General features: G+C 56.4%; 11 protein-coding genes and 2 pseudogenes. 5 read left to right on the forward strand and 8 right to left on the reverse strand.

The window, feature by feature from the left end; all coding sequences use genetic code 11:
- A complete protein-coding gene (locus MU521_RS09115; protein ID WP_092691547.1) occupies positions 1-1,452 on the reverse strand; it encodes a hypothetical protein in 1,452 nt (483 codons plus the stop codon).
- Positions 1,453-1,463: 11 nt separating this feature from the next.
- Positions 1,464-4,592 carry a tubulin-like doman-containing protein gene (locus MU521_RS09120; protein WP_092691550.1) on the reverse strand — a complete coding sequence of 1,043 codons (3,129 nt, stop codon included), beginning with the start codon at positions 4,590-4,592 and terminating at the stop codon, positions 1,464-1,466.
- A 439-nt stretch (positions 4,593-5,031) separates the two neighbouring features.
- Between MU521_RS09120 and MU521_RS09125 the strand changes: the two genes are divergently transcribed.
- Positions 5,032-8,241, forward strand: coding sequence for an outer membrane protein assembly factor BamB family protein (locus tag MU521_RS09125; protein ID WP_175452844.1), 3,210 nt, complete (start codon positions 5,032-5,034; stop codon positions 8,239-8,241).
- A 100-nt stretch (positions 8,242-8,341) separates the two neighbouring features.
- Here the strand turns inward: MU521_RS09125 and MU521_RS09130 are convergent, their stop codons facing one another.
- From MU521_RS09130 to MU521_RS09150, 5 genes and pseudogenes are all read right to left on the reverse strand, one after another.
- Positions 8,342-9,376, reverse strand: a complete 1,035-nt coding sequence (locus MU521_RS09130; RefSeq protein ID WP_092691555.1) for a serine/threonine protein kinase — start codon at positions 9,374-9,376, stop codon at positions 8,342-8,344.
- A 15-nt stretch (positions 9,377-9,391) separates the two neighbouring features.
- Positions 9,392-9,805, reverse strand: coding sequence for a DUF8160 family protein (locus MU521_RS09135; RefSeq protein ID WP_139171102.1), 414 nt, complete (start codon positions 9,803-9,805; stop codon positions 9,392-9,394).
- Positions 9,802-10,611 (reverse strand): annotated as a pseudogene (locus MU521_RS09140) (ParA family protein). Before MU521_RS09140 ends, MU521_RS09135 begins: the two are co-directional and overlap by 4 nt.
- 388 nt (positions 10,612-10,999) lie before the next feature.
- Entirely contained in the window at positions 11,000-12,241 is a 1,242-nt protein-coding gene (locus MU521_RS09145) for a tyrosine-type recombinase/integrase (RefSeq protein WP_284731887.1), read from the reverse strand.
- A 426-nt stretch (positions 12,242-12,667) separates the two neighbouring features.
- A pseudogene (locus MU521_RS09150) lies at positions 12,668-13,795 on the reverse strand (transposase); the annotation flags it as partial.
- Between MU521_RS09150 and MU521_RS09155 the strand changes: the two are divergent.
- The 4 genes from MU521_RS09155 to MU521_RS09170 all read left to right on the forward strand — a co-directional run bounded on the left by MU521_RS09155 (position 13,767) and on the right by MU521_RS09170 (position 22,052).
- Positions 13,767-15,422, forward strand: coding sequence for an outer membrane protein assembly factor BamB family protein (locus MU521_RS09155; protein ID WP_092691560.1), 1,656 nt, complete (start codon positions 13,767-13,769; stop codon positions 15,420-15,422). The pseudogene MU521_RS09150 and the gene MU521_RS09155 overlap by 29 nt on opposite strands.
- A 464-nt stretch (positions 15,423-15,886) precedes the next feature.
- Positions 15,887-19,195, forward strand: coding sequence for an outer membrane protein assembly factor BamB family protein (locus tag MU521_RS09160; protein ID WP_139171103.1), 3,309 nt, complete (start codon positions 15,887-15,889; stop codon positions 19,193-19,195).
- Between the two features lie 522 nt (positions 19,196-19,717).
- Complete coding sequence (locus MU521_RS09165) at positions 19,718-21,319, forward strand: methyl-accepting chemotaxis protein (protein ID WP_092691564.1); 1,602 nt, start codon at positions 19,718-19,720, stop codon at positions 21,317-21,319.
- Positions 21,312-22,052: a bacteriorhodopsin gene (locus MU521_RS09170; protein ID WP_092691567.1), complete on the forward strand. Its 741-nt coding sequence runs from the start codon at positions 21,312-21,314 to the stop codon at positions 22,050-22,052. The genes MU521_RS09165 and MU521_RS09170 overlap by 8 nt, the downstream gene beginning before the upstream one ends.
- A 1-nt stretch (position 22,053) precedes the next feature.
- Here MU521_RS09170 and MU521_RS09175 read toward each other — a convergent pair whose 3' ends face one another.
- Entirely contained in the window at positions 22,054-22,485 is a 432-nt protein-coding gene (locus MU521_RS09175) for a CopG family ribbon-helix-helix protein (protein WP_092691569.1), read from the reverse strand.
- Between the last annotated feature and the right edge of the window lie 6 nt (positions 22,486-22,491).

The following is a 22,491-nucleotide window of genomic DNA, read 5'->3' on the forward strand; positions in this document are numbered from 1 at the left end:
TCAGGATCGCCTCCCGAACAGATCCAACAATTCGTCGAACCCGACTGTCATCACGGAGTTGGTGTCGTCTCTGATCGGAACGCGGTCACCGTTCTCGTTTACTTTCGTCTGGTAATATACAGGGTAAATTTCGGTCCCAGCAGTCTCCTGAATGAGACTCTCAACCTGCTGACTGCCGCGGAGCCGCTGGTTGATGTACTCCCTGAACTCTTCTTGATATCGATGCGCTTCGAGACCACGTTCCTCACGGAATTCCTCAGCCATAACGTCGGCTTTCGTCGCTACCAGAATCACACCGGTATTGTTTGCCTGGCGAAGAATATCGAAGTACTCAGTAATCTCAAGCGGTTCGTCGTTCATGAAGCGTTCTAGATCGAGTAGCAAGACCAGCGTATCAGCCTCTTCAACACCATCGACAAGTCGCTCAAGCGTCGCGTCAACCGAATCATCTGGAAGCGTTCCTGTGATTGCATCCGGCAATCGATTCAGATACTCACCTGCGTAGTCGATACTTTGCAGCCCAATGTTCGTCGGGAAAACACGTCCATGAACGTACTGGAACGAGAGGACATTCACCTCACCGCGGCCGGTAGCCTCAATGATCCACTCCGATTCTGGCCTGTCAAGTTCCTGAATCATGTCGACTAAGTCGTTACTTGGGTTCAGTGGTGTGTTGCTCGACGAATTAGACGTCTGTTCCAGCGCTTCTAGATAGGCCCCGATCAAAAAGAGACTCTTTCCCGACGCTCGTGGACCGAGAATGAAGAAATCGTGTTCAGCATCGTAAGTTACGAACTGTGCGAGAACGAATATGAACAGACCGCTAACGAGCATGTTTTTGAAGATTCCGGCCGTCTCGATGCCGATCCCCTCTGAGGATGCTGTTGCAGTCTGTATACCATCTTGCGTGACGGTGAAGAGCTCCGGATATTGAATATGGTACTCGAAAAAGGCCGCAACCACGATCAACACGAGAATACAGAAGATGCCAAGCGAGGCACGCCGAAACTCAAGTGCATCCGCCGTCTGGACTTGGAACAGTTTGCGTCCTCCGCCGATACCCAGGCCGATTATTAGCCCACCAATAAACCAGGGTGCTTCTGAAATGAAATTGATTTCAACGAGAAAGAGATTAAGCGAAAGTAATCCTACAAGCGAGATGAGCATACCCAACCACAGAAGAGTTGCCTGGACACGCTTTTTAGGATCTAAAGTCATGAGTACGAGAAACCCTAAGAACAGCCCCAAAAACGCCATATTGAGTGCCGGTCGTGACATGCCAATCAAATAATGTAGCCGAACTGCCGAGCGAGCTAGATGTGCATTTTCCCATGCTTGGCCAATAAAAGTGGCAAGGGAATACGCCAGCACAATTATAACTGCGAAATAGAGTAGTAATTTCAGCTTCTCCCGATTCTCCTGAACGAAGCCAGCAATGTTATTCCCACTCATAGTTTCCCCACTTACTCTGAAGTTTGAACCATCTCAATATATTCATCGAGTAATTCCTGCGTGATTTCAGGTTCATCTCGCAGGAAGAACGCGACATCATCTTCATCTTCCATGTTCATTAGATTCTTCCGCCGAACGTAGTAGCCATCACTCAGGCCGTAGCTGTGATGAACGAGGATGTCATCGCCGATATCTGCTTGTCGCTGTTGATACCCGCTGAAATAGCCGTCCGCCTGAACGGCTTTCTTTATATTGTCAAGAAAGACACCGGATATGAACACACAGATACCGATATCCCACGGGCCGCCTACGTCTGATGCCCAACTTGTGTACGGGCTACTGGCACGGTTACCACCGCTACCGATGTCGAACGCGCCGGTAAAGATGTCCTCGACATCGATTGTTCCCGAGTCCAGCTGCGAAATCGCGCGACTCAGTACCGATACCCGGACTTTCATGTCGCTGTATCGGGATCGGCCCCGGCTCAGCTTCCGTCGCTTGAGTGATGTGTATTCTTCGTTGCGTGCGTTTTTCGCTAACTCCTCCAGGTTCGCCCGAACACGCTGTGTCTCCTCTCGGCTGTTCAGGAGGTCGCTCTGCGCGAGGTCTTCACGTCCAGTGGCACGAAAGACATCTTCCGGTTGCATATTTTTGATGTAGACGTGCCGATCGGACTCCGTGGACACGCTCCGGCTGGGTTCGGCTGAGTAGTCGTCCTGTTGGGCTCTGAACGACGTGCTCTGTTCTTCGTAGACCTCGCGCTTGTTGTTCAACCGCTGGAACAGATCGATCGTCGGATCGTACACTTCGATCCGGTCTTCGACATCGGTCAGTTCGGCCTGCAGTTTGTCGCGACGCTCTTCGATATCGTCTGTCTCGCCAACTTCAAGTCTGAATACACGACGAACAATATCCCGTAGTTGGTCTTTGTCCGGATCTTCCGTAAGACTCGTTTCGAGTTCTCGGAGCAGGTCCTCGGGAGGGTCCTCAGCCTGCTCGCGCAACTGGTCCAAAACCCCGTCTCTAAGTGTGCGTTCCTCCCGTTCGACATCCTCGAGCACGTTCGACTCGTTGTAGGTCAATTCTGCGGTGAACTGGCCACCTGGTGGACCCACGGAGAAGATACCACGATCATCCAGCCGGTTGTTCTGCATCCGGTAATCCTTGTGGGCCTGTTCTTTCTCTTCTTCAGTGGAACTCTGCCACGGCGCGATGCTCTCGATTGTCCCTTCCTCCTGGTTCATATGGAAGAAAGCGACGCGACCCTGCTTGAGTTCCGAGAGCGAGCCCTCGATCGCCCGCCGATCCTCCTGAAAGTCGATTCCAACCTCGTTCAGGTCGTTTTGGACTCGATCCAACGCGTCTCGGACTCCGGATTCGGCGATTTGCTCCACTTCGTCTTCGGTATCGGCGTTGACGATGTTCGAGAGGAACTCATCAAGACGCGAACGGAGCGTGTTGAGGTCGGTCTCCAAGTCCATCCGAGCGATCTTTTGGAGGCGTGCAACGTCGTTTTCGACGTTGCGTTCCCAGTTGTTGACCAGACGCTTGACCTCCTCCGACTGCGCATCGCGTGCGTCTTCGAGTTCCTGAATCGCCTCTTCAAGCTCCGTCTCGAGTTGTTCCCGACGGTCTTCTAGGTCTTCGAGTTCCGATTCCAGTCGCTGGAGGCGGACACCGGGATTCGCGTTTGCACTGCCTGTCCCAATAAGGAATTCAAGTGCGTCGCGAATCTTCTTGTCGTCGACGGTTTTGATCCGACTAAGGATTTCCTTCCGCATCGCGATCAGTGTGAGATCCTTTTCTATAATCTCGGCCAGATGTTCATCGATGTTGTCGACGAACTGTCCCGTATCGCGACTGGTCGCATCGATAGCGCGAACCGACGCGGAGATCGTATCGACCTGCTGTGCGACGTCGCTGCTCTCCTCTTTTGCGTCCTCGATGATGTCCTCGAATATCGCAATGGACTCGTAATTCAACTCATTGAAGAGGTCGAACTCAAGCAACGTCGTCACCCGTTCGATCCGCTCGTTCAGGTCGGTTCGATCGAGATCACGGAGGCCGGTCTCCCCGTCTCCGAAGTGTTTGTCTAGGTGACGGTCGATCTCAGTGTAGATCTCCTCTTCGGCCTGTAGCGCTTCCTGTTTTTCGTCGAGAATGCCACGGAATGTCTGTCTGGCTTCGTTGATTGCCTCGACGTTGTATCGCAGGATCTGTGGGATCCCGATAGTAAAGGGCGCGTACTTCGGCGCATCGGCGAACGGATCTTCCAGTCCCTCCGTGTTGTAGTACGACGCCAGCATGTAGACGACCGCCTCGTCGAACTCCTCGAGGAACCGGTCAGTCTGGATGCGGTTGCCCGTTTTGCCGTCGAATTCGGTCGGGTCGATCGGCAGCAGAATACGGTCTTTGAACACCTGTTCGTCGGTAAGCGAGAGATACTCCAGTTCAGAAAGTGCCGCGAACGCGTTCGTGTTCTCTTTGAGCCCTTCGAGGTGATTTGGCAGGACCCCGAACAGCGTAATCTCAGCGGTCCGGTGGCGCTCTTTGAGGTGCTGAGCGAGGTCGGCAAGGATTCCCGAACCGGTCCCCCCGCCGAGGCCAGCCAGGACTGCGACTTTCCCTTTTTCGGGTAGATCGATGTACTTCGAGATCTGATCGTCTTCGGCGTAGGCTTTATAATAGATTGCTTTCCCGAGCCCCCGTTTTCGGACGACACCCTTCGCAAAGTCGAGGTTTTCGTTGATGTGTTGGGGCTTGATCCACCAGTTCTCAGGGTCCATTCCGTTCCCTTCCGCTATCCGCGGAACGGCCTCTTCACCGAGTAAATCAATGCTCCCGTCCAGCCTGATATCTTCGGTGACGAGTTTGTATTTGACCTCTATCGACCCGGGTCGCCCCTGATCTGTGTCCCGGACCTCTTCCTCAACCTCTGCGATACGTTGTCGGATGTCCGCGATCCGCTGTTTGTCGTTGTTCTGTTCGCCCTCAGCAGTATCCAGAATGGTAACGGTCAACGACGGCGGGTCTGGTCTAGGTTCCAGAATCCCACGCAACACCCACTCGGATTCGAGAAGTTCCATCGCGATGGCCTTCCCTGCACCGCCAACAGCAAAAATCCGGTCTGGAAACTTCATCTATGGGAGATTGACAGCGGGGCTGACATTAAGTTTTGGATTGTGTAAGACTACGGATAGTGATGTCGATGTTGCCAACGGCTATTCATACCACACTATTCTGTTGCACTAATGAATTTTATAAATATTTTATCTTGAATAATAGATGAAAGACAGTACTACGGGTCGACAGAAGTTTCCAAAAAATGTCAAATGGATAAAGATAAATTGATTCGTGATGTGGATTTCGATACTTACTATGAAGGAGTGCCCGAAGTCACGTCGGTCCGTGTTACAAACAGTCGCTGGGATAGGAACTATAGGCGCAGTAGGAACGGGGGTCGGAACGGGGCAAACGGAAACAGAATCGTGGCCTCAATTCGGGTACGGTGTGGCGAACTCGGGCCATGCACCCGAGAACTCAGGCCCCGAATCTGCAGTCGAAGAACAGTGGTTGACGATGACATACGATAGAGTCCTGTCCTCGATAACGGTAGAAAACGGAAAACTGTATTTTGGGAATCGCCACGGCCTCTACGTGCTTGACAACTCAGACGGTAGCAAAGAGTGGGATTTTGCAGAAGCAGGTATCGTGTCATCGACCCCGGCGGTCGTAGATGGATCTGTTTACTTTGGCAGTCATGATAATCATGTTTACGCATTAGACGCCAGCGATGGATCGCAACAGTGGACATACGAAACGGGGGATTACGTATACTCTTCACCCGTCGTCCAAGATGGGATGGTTGTCGTTGGGAGCGGCGACGGGAACGTGTACGCAATCAATCCATCTAACGGCAGGGAGCTATGGAGTGCCCAAACAAGCGGGCCCGTGAACGCTTCGCCAGCTCTGGCGGACGGAACAATTTATATCGGCAGCCGTGATGGAAATGTGTACGCTCTTGATGCTGATGATGGTGCCAAAAATTGGACATTCGAGACCGGCAGTGGAATAGACTCTTCTCCAGCAGTCGGTGACCGGCAGGTATACGTCGGGAACCGTGACGGAACCATGTACGCACTGAGTACCGATGATGGGTCACGAGAGTGGACGACTGTGACCAGAGGTACTATTAAATCCTCACCAGCAGTAGCTTACAACTCCGTCTACGTCGGAAACGGGGACGGTACAATCTACGCACTGAATACACGTGACGGGACGGAACGTTGGTCAGTAGGTACCGGAAGCGCCGTAGACACGTCACCGGTCGTCGTCGACGGAAGTGTCTACGTCGGAAACGCCGATGATAGACTCCTCGTATATGACCGGAACACAGGTGATATCCAGTGGGGCATCGATATCGGCTTAGTGACAAACACGTCGCCTGCGGTCGTCTATGACACAGTGTACGTTGGTGGTACTGATGGAAACGTGTATGCTCTTCGGGAGCAATCGGAAGTCTCTGAACCGTTTGGTAGAGATGTACCCACACCAGATTCCCCACCGCCGGAGCCAGATTCGTTGCCACCGACAGTGACAGCAATTTCGGGTTCTACTGAAGGAACTGGACCCCAAGGTTCCACCGGATCAAATCCGGATACAAACCAGGTACAGACGCCTGCTGAGGCGACGGATTCGGACCCCGGTGGGCCGCTAACAATTGTAGAGTACCTCGGTCTTGCTGGCATCATCGGGGGAGGCGTGTATGTAGCAGCACGAGCGTATATCAACTCGATTGATTCCTACACTTCGACATCGGACGAATCACTGGCTATCGATCTTGATGCTGGTGTTTCGTCCTGGCTCGTATCGGGAGCGTACTCAAACCGGTCAGCATCTGTCCCGACTGAACCAGGACCTGCCACCGCACCGACAACTGCCTGGAAAGCACTCCCGGAAGATGATGTAGTGGCAACAGAACCAACCGTGATGGGTGGGATAGCTTACGTGGTGACAGAGAGTGGTGATCTGCTCTCGATTGATGTAGAATCCGGTGACATTCAGGGGCGTACCGAACTTGATATTGAGGATCCAACACAACCGGTAATCGCTGAAGAGGGTGTCTTTGTTGGCTGTGAACAGGGGATTGTTGTACTTACAGTGCAGAATGACGATGTATATTGGGGCATAGACATTGATCGAGTTACTTCCCTCCTTGCTTCTGGGGATGCGCTCTGCGTTGGTTGCGACAACAGCATCCAATCACTGGAGTTGAAGACTGGTAACAAAAAGTGGCAGACGGTCGTGGATGGCATCGTCGTTTCAACCGCGGTTGACGAGGATACGGTCTACGCCGCGACTACAACGACAGTTATCGCTCTCGACCGTACAGATGGTGGACAGCGCTGGGTTGAGGACCACCAAGGACACCGACCGAGTCTTACGATTGAGGATGTACTGGTAGTTTCGACACAACAAACTCTCTCATTTCGTGATCCCGACACCGGCGTAGAACTGGAGAGGAAAGTGACGAAGACCCAACAGACACCAGTAGCACTCGCTCACAACTGTCTCTATCACGTGACGGAATCCACGGTTCGTGCGCTCAACTCCGAAGGTGAGGAAGTCTGGCAAAAACCACTGGACGCAACAACACCGCCGGTGGTCGTCGGTAAAACGGTATACGTCGGCACGGACAGTGACTTGGTCGCACTCGATGCCACGAATGGAGAGTACCGCTTCACGCACGAACTCCATAGAGTCCAGTCGCGGCCAGTTGTCGTTGGTAATACGATCCTCTGTCGGACTGCTGATGGTGCGTTAACAGCCATTTCTGGTGAGTTGGGTGAGCAACCCACTTCACCTCCGAAGACAAGTCTTGAGAAAGAAGAACTCGGTACGGATTCTGACGACAGAACGGGTTCTCTTGCTGACGGACAAGACGACGTATCAGCCACTGGTACGGATCGTTCAAGAGATACCATCGCCACTGCATTCTCTCGGGACTGTGGGCGTATTGCATCGGCTAGAGTTGTTGACGACACTGGGCCAGTCCACGTCTACGACGGACGCTTCGTCGACAGTCAGGTCGACAAAAATCACCGTATCTACGCTCTCGCCACGGACTGTAATCAGGATGCCGCGGTGACTGCGTTCCTCAACACTGCTCGTCAGTGGCGAGGTATCAGCAAGAATACCTATATCACATCGGTCATTGATGTGGGTGAGGAACCTCGCCCGTGGGTTGGGTTCGATCCCGGTATCGGTCACTTAGACGACCAGTTAGAGCCACTCAGTATCGCAGAACGAGTAGAAATCATTACCGATCTGGCTGAGGCTATTCGGACTGCAGGGATGTACAACGTCGTTCACGGGGCATTGCGACCAGAGGTCATTTATTATTCCCATAGGGGAGAAAATGATCGAACTGCGACAGTCGCTGACTGGGGCCTCCAATCTGCTGTTCAAAGAACCATGGGTGATGCCCAGGCTCTAACACCATACACCGCTCCAGAACAACTTAACAGCGAAAATAGTAACAATCAAACTGATGTCTACCGGCTCGGTGCAGTGGCATACTACATACTCACTGGGAATGAACCGTTCTCTGATGCTACTCAACTAAGAGCCGGAATTCGTAATGGTGATCTGACAGCCCCTAGCGAGCGAACCCCATCACTCCCACCCGATGTCGATGATGTAATCGCAACGGCGATGGCGGATGACCCTGAGCAACGATTTGCGTCGCCCTATGACCTCAAGCGCCAGTTGAGAGCCGCAATGCGCTAAGCGAGTTCCGAGTCCACTTGAAAAAAGCGGGAGTGTCTGTTGGTACGCACAAATTGGGATTATAGCACAGTAAAGTATTCAATCAAGGATACGGCGGGGATCAAATCGCGTTATTAAGATCACGTTTGAAATCATATGCTGAGTTGTATCGATGCGTAGAGTCTATCTCCATTGCCCGCACAATTGGTGCGTCAAGTTCAGGTGGGATATCAGGTGCTAGTTCGCTTGGAGGAACAAGCTCACTGTTCATAATCGCGCCAGCAAGGTCGGATTCATCTGCGAACGGTTCACGGCCAGTGAAGAGCCAGTACGAGATCGCACCGAGTCGGTAAATATCAGTTGCCTCACTTGTTGATCCGTCCATATTAGGAGTGACCTGTTCCGGGGCGGTAAACGGTGTAACATCCAAAGACTCATTGCTTTTTTCTATGGCATCGGTGAGCCCCCAATCGCCAACCAGTGTCTGTCCCTCGTTGCTGGTCCAGATAACATCCGGTGAGAGTGACAAATGGCGTGTATTATATAATCCAGCGTTGCGAATCGCTTCGGCCGCATCAGTGGCGATGGCTACTGCTTCTTTCACATCCAGATTGCCATCGAGGGATGATAGCCGGTAGCCCTCACTGGCCTCAACAACCACCCAGGGAAAAGAGGAGGTATCGTCCCAGTCATAAACGGTGACAACATTAGGGTGCGTACTCACGTTGCTCCACTGCCGGACGGCAGACAAGAAAACATCGGTATCATAGGATGCATCCTCTACTGGCGTCAGAATTCGGACCGCACTGTCCTCGGTAACCAGTGTCCCAGTATATGTAAGCAGGCCTGCTCGCACTCCTTTCCGCGTAACATCAACAACACCATCAACCGACGCTGGAAATGTATCAGCACTTGTCGATAAATCAGTTGTATTTGAGTTGTCTCTCGCTAATTTCTTGTCTTTAGTTGTACTATCTTCCTCAGTGGTTGAATCGATTTTCAGGTCATTGTTTGCCGTTGTGCGCGTGGACTCTCTGTTCGAAGGTTTACGCCCAACATAGAGGTAAGCGCTACCAAGTAAAATGACGCCAACGAACCCCAAGAAGCCGATTATCCGAATTAGGAGTGCTACCGAACTGCTATTGCTGATTATCATGTTTTTCAAATCTTGTTATTCATTTTCGCGTTGGTCGAGGACGATATCCTTGAGGTCAGGATTCTCGAGGCCGGCTTTGATCAAACCTTCGTAGAAGTGCTTGTTCAGTTCAATCTCCTCGCCATCGTTGATCATCAACTCACCGTTGATTTTTCGATACCGGTCTTTCATCCGATCAACGAGATCTGCGCTGATATACATCGCCGTGTGAGGGCGATCCCGACGAGTATCGGTTTTAGAGCTTCCAGCCGATTCACTTCCACTGTCTGTCTCATCCGTCTCAGATGTATTATCTATCTTATCCGTCTTATCCACACTATCCGAACTCTCCGTCTCTTCGGTCTGTGATGATTCAGACGCACTGCTCTCTTCTTCTTGATCCGGTTCAATGGGGTCAAATCGGTCCTTGAGGGGATTATTGTCGCTCACAGGAATTCCTCCACGTAGTTTGCGATTCGATTATAAGAAGCAATGACATCCTCCTGAGCGTCGGCGTCCCAGGGATAACCGGCTTCCTCGGGATCGTACTGGAATATCGAGGTCCGGTACTCGATTGCGTGTTCCACGACGTCACGCTCGGGAACGCTGAACACGTACTCCCTGCCGAACGTTTCGGAGAACCATTCCTCGACCTCGCGGGCAACATTCCCCTGAGAGGGGACTTCGTTCAGGACAGCGCCCATCGTCTTGATGTCGTACTGGTCGAACTTCTCCTCGATAGTCTCGATCTCGTCGAACAGGATCTCCAGACTGTCTCTTGCAATCGTATTCGGATGACTGGGGAACAGCACGTTCTCGCTGGCAATGAGTGCGCCGTCGGATAGTGGTCCCAAATTCGGCGGGCTGTCGACCAGAATCAGGTCGTAATCCGCATCCAGTCTGTCGACGGCTTTCCGCAGCGCTTCGTGACCACCAGCTTCGGAGTAGAGATACTTCTCGAGGTTGAAGTTCTTGAGATGACTGAGGACCATGTCGAACTCGTCAGTTTCGACGATCAACTGGTCTAAATCGCCGTATGTGAGCTGGCCCATGTCGCTCAGGACATCGAACAGTGCGTAGTCCGAGTTTCGGTACTCTTCTCGGAGCCCCATCTTGAGCGTGGCTCCGCCCTGGGGATCAGCGTCGACGACCAGTACGTCGTGCCCTCAAGCAGACATCGCGCCTGCGAGGTTGATTGTCGTCGTTGACTTGCCGACCCCGCCTTTCTGCATCGCGATTGTAATTCGGAATGTCATGGATTATCCGTCTTGCATGGATTATCCGTCCAATCCATCTTATCGATGTTAGTCATATGGTACACTACCCGTATAAACCTACGTCAGACGCTCCAGGAGAAGCGGATTCAACTTCAGAAGTTCTATCGGATTATCCACCTAATGCGTATTATACGTACAAGCCATAACTGGTGGTTTTCTTGGCTTACCCGAACTACACGGACTATGCTGGTAATCCATCTAAAACATATTATACGTATAATCCATAACAGACGGATTTCTCGGCTTACCCAGATTATATGTATTATACGGATTATACAGGTTAGAAGGGTGGCACGTATTTTCCGGGATTATCGAGCTCATGCGTATCATCTACTCACTTCGATCGATTCACAGAGGAAGAGGAGACCTACTCGCCTTCAGATGGAGAAGATCCGTCGTTTTCCGTCTCATTTTCGCGCACACGCTGGTCGCCGTCGTGTTCTTCGAAGGCTGTCGTCACGCGATCTGCGAGTTCAGCGGCCTCGATGTGGGAGTAATGCTCGCGAACGATTTGCTCAGAGTTATCCAGGACACGCGCAGCTTCGGCATGGCCGTATTTCCGGACGAGGACTTCACCGACACCCCGTCGTGCCCCGTGCGGTGCGAGGTAGCCGTGCCTGTCATCGTTGAGGTCGACGCCTGCGTCGGCTGTGAGTCGCTTCAGGATCTCACGACCACCGTGTGTCGTCAGTGCTGGCGGCTGCACGTCGTGTTCAGTACACAGCTCGATCATCGACAGCTCGCCGTCGGTGACGTTCTCCGTCCGAATTGCGTCAGCTTCAGCCGTATCGTAGCCTCGATCGGTTAGTTGCTGGGAGAACGTCTTCGCGAGTGTTGCGTGCGAGAGTGTGGGAAACACCGGCCACTCCTCGCTGGGCGGGTCGAGCGGTTTCCTGAGCTGCGTAAAGGCGGATTTCGCGAGATCAGGGAGCGCACGGTCGTCCCACTTCTGCTTCTTCGCGAAGACCTGGATGCTGTTGTCGTCGAGGGATACATCGGCCCACCGGAGGCCGTCACGACCACGTCGGTCGTCACTCGATTGTGCCAACACCTCGGCGCCGCGTACGCCCGAAAAACAGAGCAGGTACACGAGTGCCCGGTCGCGGCAGGCTTTGATCGCCCCGTGTCGATCCTCTCGGACAGTGTCGATCGCGTCGTGGGCCTGCTCGTCGACGAACGCGAGCAGTTGCTGGCGCTGCTCTGATGACCACGCCTGTTGCTCGCCGCTTTTCCGGCCGGTGTCCTCGGGAAGGAGCTCTTTTGTTCTGGTTCGTTGCGCGATGTTTCCAGCGAGATAGCCTTCTCTCGTCGCCCAACCGCAGAACGCCGAGATGTGGCTGTAGTAGTTCCGAACGGTCGAATCGGCCCAGCCCTGTTTCCCCAGGTACCGAGCGTACTCCCGGAGGTCGCGGACGTCCAGCTCGGCGAACGTCACGTCGCTCGACAAGTCATCGTCTTCGATAAAGTCGATGAAGCGGTCGAGTTCGCGAGAGGCGTCGCGACGATACGTGCCGCTCTTCCCCTCAGGGCCTTTCCCCTGGTCGGTGAGGTAGTCCTCGACGACGTCGACAATGGGCGTCGCTGCCGCATCTGGTCGCTGATCAGTCAACGAGATCGACCTCCGGCGATTTCCCCGGTCGAAACCAGGGTTTTGAGCGGTTGCATCTGACTCGCTTTGGTGGAGGGCAGCCACCCTCTTGAAACTGGTTACTCTTCCTCGACAAAGAGTAACCAAAAGTGCGAATCTAGCAAAAGTCGAATTCGCCAATTTCAGCACCTCTATCCCAGATATTCAGGCTTTTTAATTCCTATATACTATATATCGCTATACGGATTTTAGCAAGGAGAAGTTGAGACTACAGCGGGTATAGCGGGTGTATAATGCGTGGTTTCGGCCGATTCAGTGATCGGAAACCGACTCAGATTACCCTCCAGACGGCACATTCTGTTGAACTTCCAACCATATACGCGAATTTCCACGACTTTCGACAGCGTAGCCACTCAGACGCCGGGCTACCACGGGTAGAGCTCCTCGCTATCCGATTCCGGTTTCCTTCTTCACCAGCGTCAGCGTATTGTCGGCTGTTACAATCGGCGCGTGTTCGTATTCACCGGTCAATTGCACCTGTACCAGCAGATCAACCGCTCGCCAGACCGAGTACAGCAGACACGCGAACGCGAAATAGAAGAACCGCAGGCCGAAGTGCTTCGAGGTCGTCGCACCCATAAACCGCTTGATCGATTTGTAGCCGCTCTCAATCTCCCACCGATATCCGTACTCAGTAAGGAGCCCGCTATTCCGATTCGTCATGAACACCGAATACTGCCGGTGGTCGTCGTGTTCGGAGTCCTCTTTCCGTCGGTAGATCAATGTCGTCGAGTGCCACTCGTTATCGCCGAGATGTAACTTCCGATCGGTCTCATACCGATCCTTGTCGCGCTGTAGAAGTCGTTTCGCCTGTGCTTTCTCGCTGGTCTGCATCCGTTTGGGTACCACGTAGGACAGACCGCGCTGGCTGAGCATCTCCAGGATATGCTGGCTGTCGAACTCCCGGTCCATCAGCACATTATCGACATGAATAGCCGCCTCTGCCGAATCCAAGAGGTCCTCGACGATCTCCTTGCGTGTGTCCCCTTTGCGTACTGGCCGTGCGTCTAGCACGATTGGAACAGCATTCCCAACCAGTTGGACGGTCGCCCACTGGTAGGCGTATTCATCGGTTTTCTCCTTTGTCCCGATAATCTCGTCTTCGTGCCCAGTTCGATCGCCGGTGAACGGATCGGACTCGGTAATATCGATGGCAACGATGCCGGCCCGAAAGAACTCCTCCGTGTCTGTGACTCGATCTAAGAGGCGACCCACGGCTTGGCGGTACATCTCCCGAATCTGTTCGATGGAGAGGTCCCGCACATGCTCGCGATGGGCGTGGCCGAGCGGTGTCCGCTCCCGATTAGATTCGTGAATGAAGCTCCGAGCACCCTCATTGACGGCGAGGTTCCCTCGAAGCCCGAGATAGGTCTGGAGATCCCAGTAGGCGTTCTCGTGGATCTCACAGCCCTCGCCACGGTCCAGTGAGAAGGCAGGGAACGCAACATCACTGACCCGCTCAGTAACTGTCTCTGCCTGGTTCAGGATGGTCTGGTCGTCAGGGTCAGATTCCGTATGCTCGTCACCGTGTCTCCGGTGGAACGAACACACCGGTAGCGTTACTGCCCTCCTCGCTACCAAAAGTGCCCTCTACGTCGGCGGTAGCGACACCGTTCGATCGTTCGGGTTCGAGACGGGCACCGAAAACTGGGAAGTCCAGGTAGACGGCGACGTGGTTTCGATCGCAGTCTACGAGGACACAGTCTACGCCGCGACTGCAACGACTGTCGTCGCGCTCGATCGGACGGCCGGCGACTCACGGTGGACTGCCAATATTCGGGGACAGGGTCCGGCCCTCGCCATCGGTGACGTGCTCGTCATCTCGACACAGCAAACAGTGTCGTTCCGAGATATCGAAACCGGTGCCGAACTCGGGCACAGGGACACGGACAGTCGACAGACAGCCGTGGCGCTCGCTCACGGGTGTCTCTACCACGTGACGGACACCGCTGTCCGTGCGCTCGACTCCGCGGGTGAGGTGATCTGGCGAACACCGGTGGACGCGACGACATCGCCGGCAGTCGTCGGCGAGACCGTGTACGTCGGCACGGATAGTAATCTGGTCGCGCTCGATGCTACGGACGGTGAATACCGCTTCACGCACGATCTCCCCGGAGCGAAGTCACGGCCGGTCGTCGTCGGCAACACTGTTCTCTGTGCGACCGCCGACGGTGCACTCACAGCGATCACCGGAGAACTGGGTGGCTCGACCCCTTCCGATCCCACGAGTCTCCCGGAACCGGAGAGTAACACGGAGTCAAATGACGAGTTGGAGAAGGCCACTGACGACTCGACCGATGGATCGACGGGGACCGACGGCGACCGATCGGACACGGTCGCAACTGCGTTCGCTCGCGGCTGTGATCGCATCGCGTCGGCCACAGTTGTGGATGATACTGGGTCAGTCCACGTCTACGACGGACGGTTCGTCGACGCTCACGACGATGTAGTGTGTCGTATTTTCGCACTACGCTTAAACACCGGTGGGAACGGCGCCGCTCAGGCGTTCCAGAATGTGGCCCGGCAATGGCGCGGTATCAGCAAGAACACCCACATCGCGACAGTCGTCGATGTGGGCGAGACGCCGCGACCGTGGATCGCGTTCGATCCCGGTGTCAGCCAGCTCAACGACCAGCTGGAATCTCTTGAGACGACAGAGCGCGTCGACATCGTCGCCGATCTGGCCGAGGCGATCCGGACGGCGGGGATGTACAACGTCGTCCACGGCGCATTGAGCCCCGACGACATCTACCTGTTCGACGACGAGGCCAGTGGTCGAACAGCGACAGTCGCCGACTGGGGCCTTCATCGCGCTGTTCGTCGCGCTGTAGGCGAGAAACAGTCTCTAACACCGTTTACCGCACCAGAACAACTCGACGATGGGAATATTGACAGCCGAACCGATATCTATCGACTCGGCGCTGTTGCACACTACGTGCTGACAGGCACGGAACCATTCACTGGTGCAACTGGGCTGGAATCTGCAATCCAGAACAGTGAGCGCATACCGCCCAGCGAGCATATTCCATCGCTCTCAACCGATGTCGATGACGTGATCGCGACGGCGATGGCGCACAATCCCGACCAGCGATTCACGTCGCCCTACGAGTTCAAACGTCGTCTGCGAGACGCAATGCGCTAAAGATATGGATTGAAACAGTATTCGAACGGTGGTAAACGAACGGTAGCGAGGGTAGCCGTCGCTCGGGATGGAAGTCATTGCTACGTAGAACTGTGGACCGGGTCGCGAAGGAACTTCGAGGATGGCCCACTGACGGACCGAAAATATACACCCGGAACACTATCAGGAGAGATCTACTAGTAAGCCCGGTAGAAGGGAACCGGCATATGGCGAGGCGGATCTGTTGTATATAACTTTTATATGATATGATAACTTGCTGAATACAGAGGTGCAGTAAGCACGCGCGATCACCAGCAGGAACGCAATCGAGGGGCAGTCTCTCCTACCGATATTATTTTCAGCGTGTCACAAGTGCGGTACAAAACCCTTCCCACTACGTCAGGCAGCATTGTCGTGTTCGCCTTTCTTGGTACGTTGAGTAGTCACTTTTTTCAGGTAGACTAACAGGTACTTATCTAACGAATATGGATGACGAGCGACTATCTCGGCGAGAGGTATTACAGCGGGGGATGCTGCTAACCGGACTGGGTGTCACCGGCTCGGGCGATGCGATCGGCGTAGCTAGCGGTCGTGAGAAAGTCATCAGTCGACAGCAAATTTCGACCGACACCGACCAAACTGCCGAAGCTGCCCAGTCCACACAGTCCGGGTCGACATGGCCACAGTTTCAGTACGGTCCAGGGAACGGGGGGTCGCCATCGGCAAGTGGTCAGGCAGGAACCCAACAGTGGCGGTTTGGGACCGGCAACGTGTGGTACTCGTCGCCGGCGGTAGTGGATGGTACCGTCTACGTCGGGAGTGACGACAACAACGTGTACGCGCTGTCGGCGGACGATGGCACCGAGCAGTGGCGCTTTGATACTGGCAGCCCAGTAGAACAATCACCAGCGGTAGTGGATGGCACTGTCTACCTCGGAAGTTACGACAGAAACGTGGCACCGGAGAACGACGGCAATATGTACGCGCTGTCGGCGGACGATGGCACTGAACAGTGGCGTTTTGAAACTGGCGGCTGGATGATGTCGCCGCCAGCGGTGGTGGATGGTACCGTCTACTTCGGGAGTTACGACAGAAACGTGTATGCACTGGCGGCGGCGGACGGGAGCGAACAGTGGCGTTTTGAGGCTCGTTACGCGGTGAGGTCGTCGCCAGCAGTGGTGGATGGCACCGTCTACATCGGAGATTCCAGCAACGTGTACGCGCTGTCAGCGGACGATGGTACTGAACAGTGGCGCTTTGAGGCTGGCAAACCTGGAGAATCATCGCCGGCAGTGGTAGATGGCACCGTATACATCGCGGGTATTGACAATATGTACGCGCTGTCGGCGGACGATGGCACTGAACAGTGGCGTTTTGAGGCTGGCAACTTTGGAGGATCATCGCCGGCAGTGGTGAATGGCACCGTCTACATTCTGAGTAAGGGTAATGTCAGCAGCGTGTACGCGCTGTCGGCGGATGATGGCACCGAACTGTGGCGCTTTGAGGGTAGCTACACGGTAGACTCGTCGCCAGCGGTGGTGGATGGAACTGTCTACATCGGAGGTAAAGACGACGTGTATGCGCTGTCGGCGGACGATGGCACCGAGCAGTGGCGCTTTGATACTGGCAGCACTGTGATGTCGCCGCCGGTGGTGGTAGATGGTACCGTTTATATCGGAGGTTACAACGATGTGTACGCGCTTCCGCAGGATGGACCCACGGTGATATTCAAATTGATGGGACGTGCCTCTCAAAACGCGCCACTTATTGCAGGTGGCGGGGCAGCAATCGGCGCAACCGCACTTGCTGGATTGGGTATCCGACGGTACCGTCGTGGGAGTGATGAGCCAACGGATCCGATACGTACCGACAGTGGTGTCAACGCGTGGCCCACCTCCGGTCACGACCCAGGCCGAACAGCCGCCGTCGCCACGAAACCAGCCCCGGTTTCGAGCCCCGAGACGGCCTTCCAGTATCAGCCTGCGGACGGTGCCGTCGCCACGTCCCCCGTCGTCGCCGACGACCTTCTCTTTCTTGGAACGACCGACGACGAAATTCACGCGGTCTCGCTCGCCTCGAGAGACACCGAGTGGACGACCGCCCTCGATGGCGAAGATACGACATCACTGGCAGTCACTACAGACGCGGTTGTGGTAGCTACCGACGACGGCGTCGAAACCTACCGAGCCAGCGACGGCGAGCACCGCTGGAGTGACTCACCAGGAGCAGTCCGGGATATCATCGCTGCCGACGCAATCTACACTGGCACTGACTACGGCATTCGGGCCTATGAAGCGGCTGGAGGCAGTCAAAAATGGCGGACCAGTCTCGATGGCAGCGTAAGTGCCATCGCCGTCGGCGAGGAGACCGTCTACGCTGCGACCGCTCGAGATGCCGCCGCGCTTGATACCAAGACCGGCAACCAGCAGTGGACCTGCGGCACAAACGGTCGCAACCCGACTCTTACCGTAGCTAAGGACGGGATCGTGGTGTCGACACGAGCGGGTGTCCGCGTTTACGACCCCGAAACCGGCGAACAGGTGTGGGCCAACGACGAGGGTGGCCACTCCACTGCGATCGCACTTGCGCACAGACGGGTCTACCAGACCACTGATACGGCAGTTCGGGCGCTTGAGGGCCGAACTGGCACCGAAATCTGGCGCACCGCTATCGACGCCACGACTGGTCCGCTGGTCATCGGCGACACCGTCTACGTCGGCACCGAAGACGATCTGGTTGCTCTCGACGCCGAGGACGGCGAATACCGGTTCACACATGACCTGCCCGGTGTGTTGGGTGAACTGGCGGTAGTCGGGAACGCAATCCTGTGCCAGACCGGCGACGGCACACTCACGATTGTCACTGGCAATCTCGACGAGGCACCGGAACTACACGCGACCATACAGGCCATGGCCGACGAGGCAGACGAAACCGCCGACGAGAACGCAGGAGCGACTGGCACCGATCAGGAGACGGTGCCGGACAGTATGGCCGGCCGCTTCGCCCGTGACTGTGACGCTATCGAGGTGGACGACAGCGTCAGCACACGTGGCCCGGTCCACGTGTACGACGGCCAGTACGTTGACCAGCAGGGCGAAACCGACGCACGAATCTACGCGCTTGCACCCGAATACGAGGCAGAGGAGACTGCTGTCGATGCGTTCGAGACCGCGGCCCGGGAGTGGCAGGGCATCAGCAAGAACACCCACGTCACCACCGTTTACGACACCGGAGGCGAGCCCCGTCCGTGGGTGGCCTTCGATGCGGGTGAGGGCCGGCTGGATGATCACCTGGAGTCACTGGATCGGCATGAGTGTATTGATACCATCGTCGATATCACCGAAGCGGCCCGCACCGGCAGCATGTACAACGTCGTCCACGGGGATGTCTGCCTCGAGACGGTGTTCTTCGGGAGCGATCAGGCTGGTGAGCGTGTCGCAACGCTCGCAGACTGGGGTCTCCAGCGCGGAGTCGAGAGCTACAGCAACGACGCGATCGTCACGCCATATACGGCACCCGAACAACTCGACGGTAGAAGCAGCAGCGCGGCGACTGATATCTATCAGGTCGGCGCGCTAGCCTACCGGCTGCTGACCGGTGAGCCACCCTTCGCCGACGCTGCCGATCTGGAGGCTACCATCGTAAACGGTGATCTGACCCTGCCGACTACCGTGGACCCGTCGCTGCCTGCCGAGATCAACGAGATTCTCAACGAAGCAATGGCTGTCGATCCGGACGATCGACCCCAGCCATACGACTTCCACCAGCGACTCGTCGCTACCATGGATGACTGAGGGGGAGCCGAATCGTGCTGCACTCGCGCCCTGTATTCAGCAATCGCAACGTACTAAACTTTGAACACGCCACACCAGGGATCGCGGTCGCCATGAATCATCTGAGGATAATATCTATAACTTCCAGAAATGTACACCCGGAACACTACCGGGCAAGAATCTACTAGTAGGCCCGGTGGAAGTGGAAACGGCAGTTAGCGAGGTGGATCTGCTGTATATTACCAGTCGATGATTTGAATGGCTTGCTAAATACAGAGGGTCCATGCAGCACTCAATCATGGTTGGTTCCAAACTGCTACCGGTGAATTAACTGTTCAGTATGCAGATACACTGAGCAGGAGATTCGTCCCCGACGCTGTTGAAGTCAACCATCTTGGGAACTGTTCTATGACACCCCGGAGATATCGCGATAACAAATCCACGGAATACCCCTAAGACGGGCAGCCGGGTGCTGATACCGCGCGTACATCGAGCGCTGAAATCGCCGAAACCCGTAAGAAACTACTACGAAAGGACAACGCAATGTCTGAATCGTTCACGAACCGTATCGCCTCGCAATACAGTCAGCGGGTCGGTGTCTCGCTGGCCGCGACGCTGGCTGTGACGCTCGTGTTGGGTACGATCTTCACCTACCACGCGGCGACCACCGGGGCCGCGGTGTCGGCGCTCGCCGGCACCATGTTCGTCATCGTATTGAACCTGGGCTTGCTGGGTATCGTCCTCGGCGGCAACGTCGGCGTCGAACTCCGCCGGCTGACCGAGGTGGCCGAGGCCATCGAGGACGGCGACCTCGACGTGACCCCCGAGTCCGACCGCCCCGACGAGTTCGGCGAACTGGCGGCCACCCTCGACGATATGCGACTGTCGCTGGACTCGGCATTCGAGGAATCAGAACAGGCCCGCGAAGAAGCCGAACAGGCCAGAAAGGAGGCCGAACAGGCCAAACGGGACGCAGAAGAGTTGACCGAGACGCTGCTCGACCGGGCCGACGAGATCGGCGACGCGATGACCGCGGCCGCCGACGGCAACTTCACTCGATACCTCGACGACGACGCCGACGTGGAGGCCATCGAGCGCATCCTCGTCGCCTACGAGGAGATGGCCGACGGCCTCTCGGTGACGGTCGACGATATCCAGGACTTCGCGTCCGAGGTCCAGGAGGCCAGCGAGGCGGTCGCCGACGACGCCGCGACGGTCGAGGACCTCAACGGCACGCTGGCGACGGACATCCGCGACCTCGCCGAGGACATCGGCGATCAGGCCGAGCGACTGGACGCGGCCGTCAGCGAGGCCAACAACCTCTCGGCGTCGATCGAAGAGGTCGCCTCGACGACGGACGAAGTGGCACGTCAGGCCTCGGACGCGGCCGAGGTCGGCGAAACCGGGGCCGAACGCGCACAGCAGGCCATCGAGGCTATCCGCGAGGTCGAAGACGCCGTCGAACGCCTAGGCGAACAGGTCGGCGCACTCGACGACCGGATGGACGAGGTCGCGGCGACGACGGACCTCATCGACGAGATCGCCGAACAGACCAACATCCTCGCGTTGAACGCCAACATCGAGGCCGCCCGCTCCGGCGAGGCCGGCGACGGGTTCGCCGTCGTCGCCGACGAGGTCAAGGAACTCGCCCAGGAGACACAGGACTCCATCGACGAGATCGAGGACATCATCGCGGGCGCGCGGACGGACGTCGATACCGTCACCGACGAGATGGCGGCCACGCGCGAGCGGATCGACACGAGCGTCGACAGCGTCACGGAGACGGGCGAGACGCTCGAAGAGTTGATCGACACCGTCACCGACGTGGACAGCGCGATGGGCGAGATCGCCCGCGCGACCGAGGACGGTGCGGCCGCCACCGAGGAAGTAGCCGCGACCGTCGGCGACGTGCGCGACGCGGCGGCCGACGTGGCCGAGCGCTCACACTCGCTGGCCGACACCGCCGACGAGACCGCCGAAACCATGCAGGACGTTCGCGGGCGCGCGGACGACCTCGCGAGTCGGACCGCGGACCTCCAGGGCCGGCTGGCGACGTTCGAGACCCGGAACGTGGGCGACGCGAACGACCACGGGATGGGCGACGCGACCCACGCGGCTTCCAGCGTGGGTGGTAGCGATGATTAGCGCCGCGACGGTTTACGCCGCCAGCGCCGCCGTCTACGCCGTCGTAATCGCAGGGCTCGTGCTGTGGCTCCGCCGGATTCCCGACGCGTATCGGCAGTACTGTCTCCCGGTCCTCGGCATCGTCGTGATCTCGGGGATCGCAGTGGCGCTCGATGCAGCGGGAATCGGCACCGTCGTCGTGAACGAATACGCGATCACGATCCCGAGTCTGCTCGGCGACCTGATCGCCTACCCCGCGCTGTGGGCAGTCGCGGCCCTGTTGGCCGGCGTCGACCGGCGACTGTTCGCGATCACGATTGCGCTCCCGTTCGCCCAGCGAGCCGCCTTCACCATCGCCGCGATCACCGGCGGCCTGGTCGCGCTGGTGATGCTGGCCGTCCTCGTGGTCGGACACCTCGTCTTGCTGTATCTCTACCGGAATCAGATCTGGGAGGCGGCCCAGTCGGTTTCGGAGGAACAGCGGCTCCTCCACTGGAAAGCCCGGAACCTGCTGCTGTTCCTCATCGGGATGATCATCGTGTCGGCGGTACTGGGACTGGTCGGATTGTTCGACAACTTCGTCAGTTCGGTGCTGACCCAGTACATGAACCTCCTGATCCGCGCGGGCTTTGCCGGCTTCCTCTTTGCCAACGTCACGAACATCGACGTCGGCGACGCGGCCGGTGGCCTCCTCGACGAGATCGGCGGGGCGAACGACGCCGGCGGATCGACGAATCCCGGCCCCGCCGACTGAGTCAGTTCCCGCCGCTCAACGCCTCGTTCAGCCCGTCGACCGGAATGACGGAGTAATCGACAGTGAGCGTGTCCTTCGTCGCTCGGATCTTGCCCACGAAGGTAGAGATGTCCTCCAGGGAGCCTTCGAGGATGAACAGTTCCATACAGTACGCGTCGCCGACGTGGTTGTGGACGTTCGACTGGACCAGTTCCTCGTGTTGGTGGCGCAGATGCATCATCCGCTCCTCGACGCTGGTGGTCTCGTAGTTGAACAGAACGGTGACGACGCCCATCAGCCGGCGATCCTCCAGCCGACGGTCCTCGAACTCTCCCAGGAGGTTGCGCGCGGCTTCCCTGACGACTTCGCTGCGGCCCGTGTACCCGTGGCCGTCCGCGAACTCGTCGATTCTGTCGAGTTGTTCGTCCGGCATCGACACGCTGACGACGGTCATGCTGTT

Origin of the sequence: Halorientalis regularis (assembly GCF_023698535.1) — an archaeon.
Lineage (GTDB): Archaea > Halobacteriota > Halobacteria > Halobacteriales > Haloarculaceae > Halorientalis > Halorientalis regularis.

Coding starts and splice junctions, on each gene's coding strand:
- MU521_RS09115 (WP_092691547.1), bottom strand. CDS start 1,452: ATGAGTGGGAATAACATTGCTGGCTTCGTTCAGGAGAATCGGGAGAAG.
- MU521_RS09120 (WP_092691550.1), bottom strand. CDS start 4,592: ATGAAGTTTCCAGACCGGATTTTTGCTGTTGGCGGTGCAGGGAAGGCC.
- MU521_RS09125 (WP_175452844.1), top strand. CDS start 5,032: ATGACATACGATAGAGTCCTGTCCTCGATAACGGTAGAAAACGGAAAA.
- MU521_RS09130 (WP_092691555.1), bottom strand. CDS start 9,376: ATGATAATCAGCAATAGCAGTTCGGTAGCACTCCTAATTCGGATAATC.
- MU521_RS09155 (WP_092691560.1), top strand. CDS start 13,767: ATGGTCTGGTCGTCAGGGTCAGATTCCGTATGCTCGTCACCGTGTCTC.
- MU521_RS09160 (WP_139171103.1), top strand. CDS start 15,887: ATGGATGACGAGCGACTATCTCGGCGAGAGGTATTACAGCGGGGGATG.
- MU521_RS09165 (WP_092691564.1), top strand. CDS start 19,718: ATGTCTGAATCGTTCACGAACCGTATCGCCTCGCAATACAGTCAGCGG.
- MU521_RS09170 (WP_092691567.1), top strand. CDS start 21,312: ATGATTAGCGCCGCGACGGTTTACGCCGCCAGCGCCGCCGTCTACGCC.
- MU521_RS09175 (WP_092691569.1), bottom strand. CDS start 22,485: ATGACCGTCGTCAGCGTGTCGATGCCGGACGAACAACTCGACAGAATC.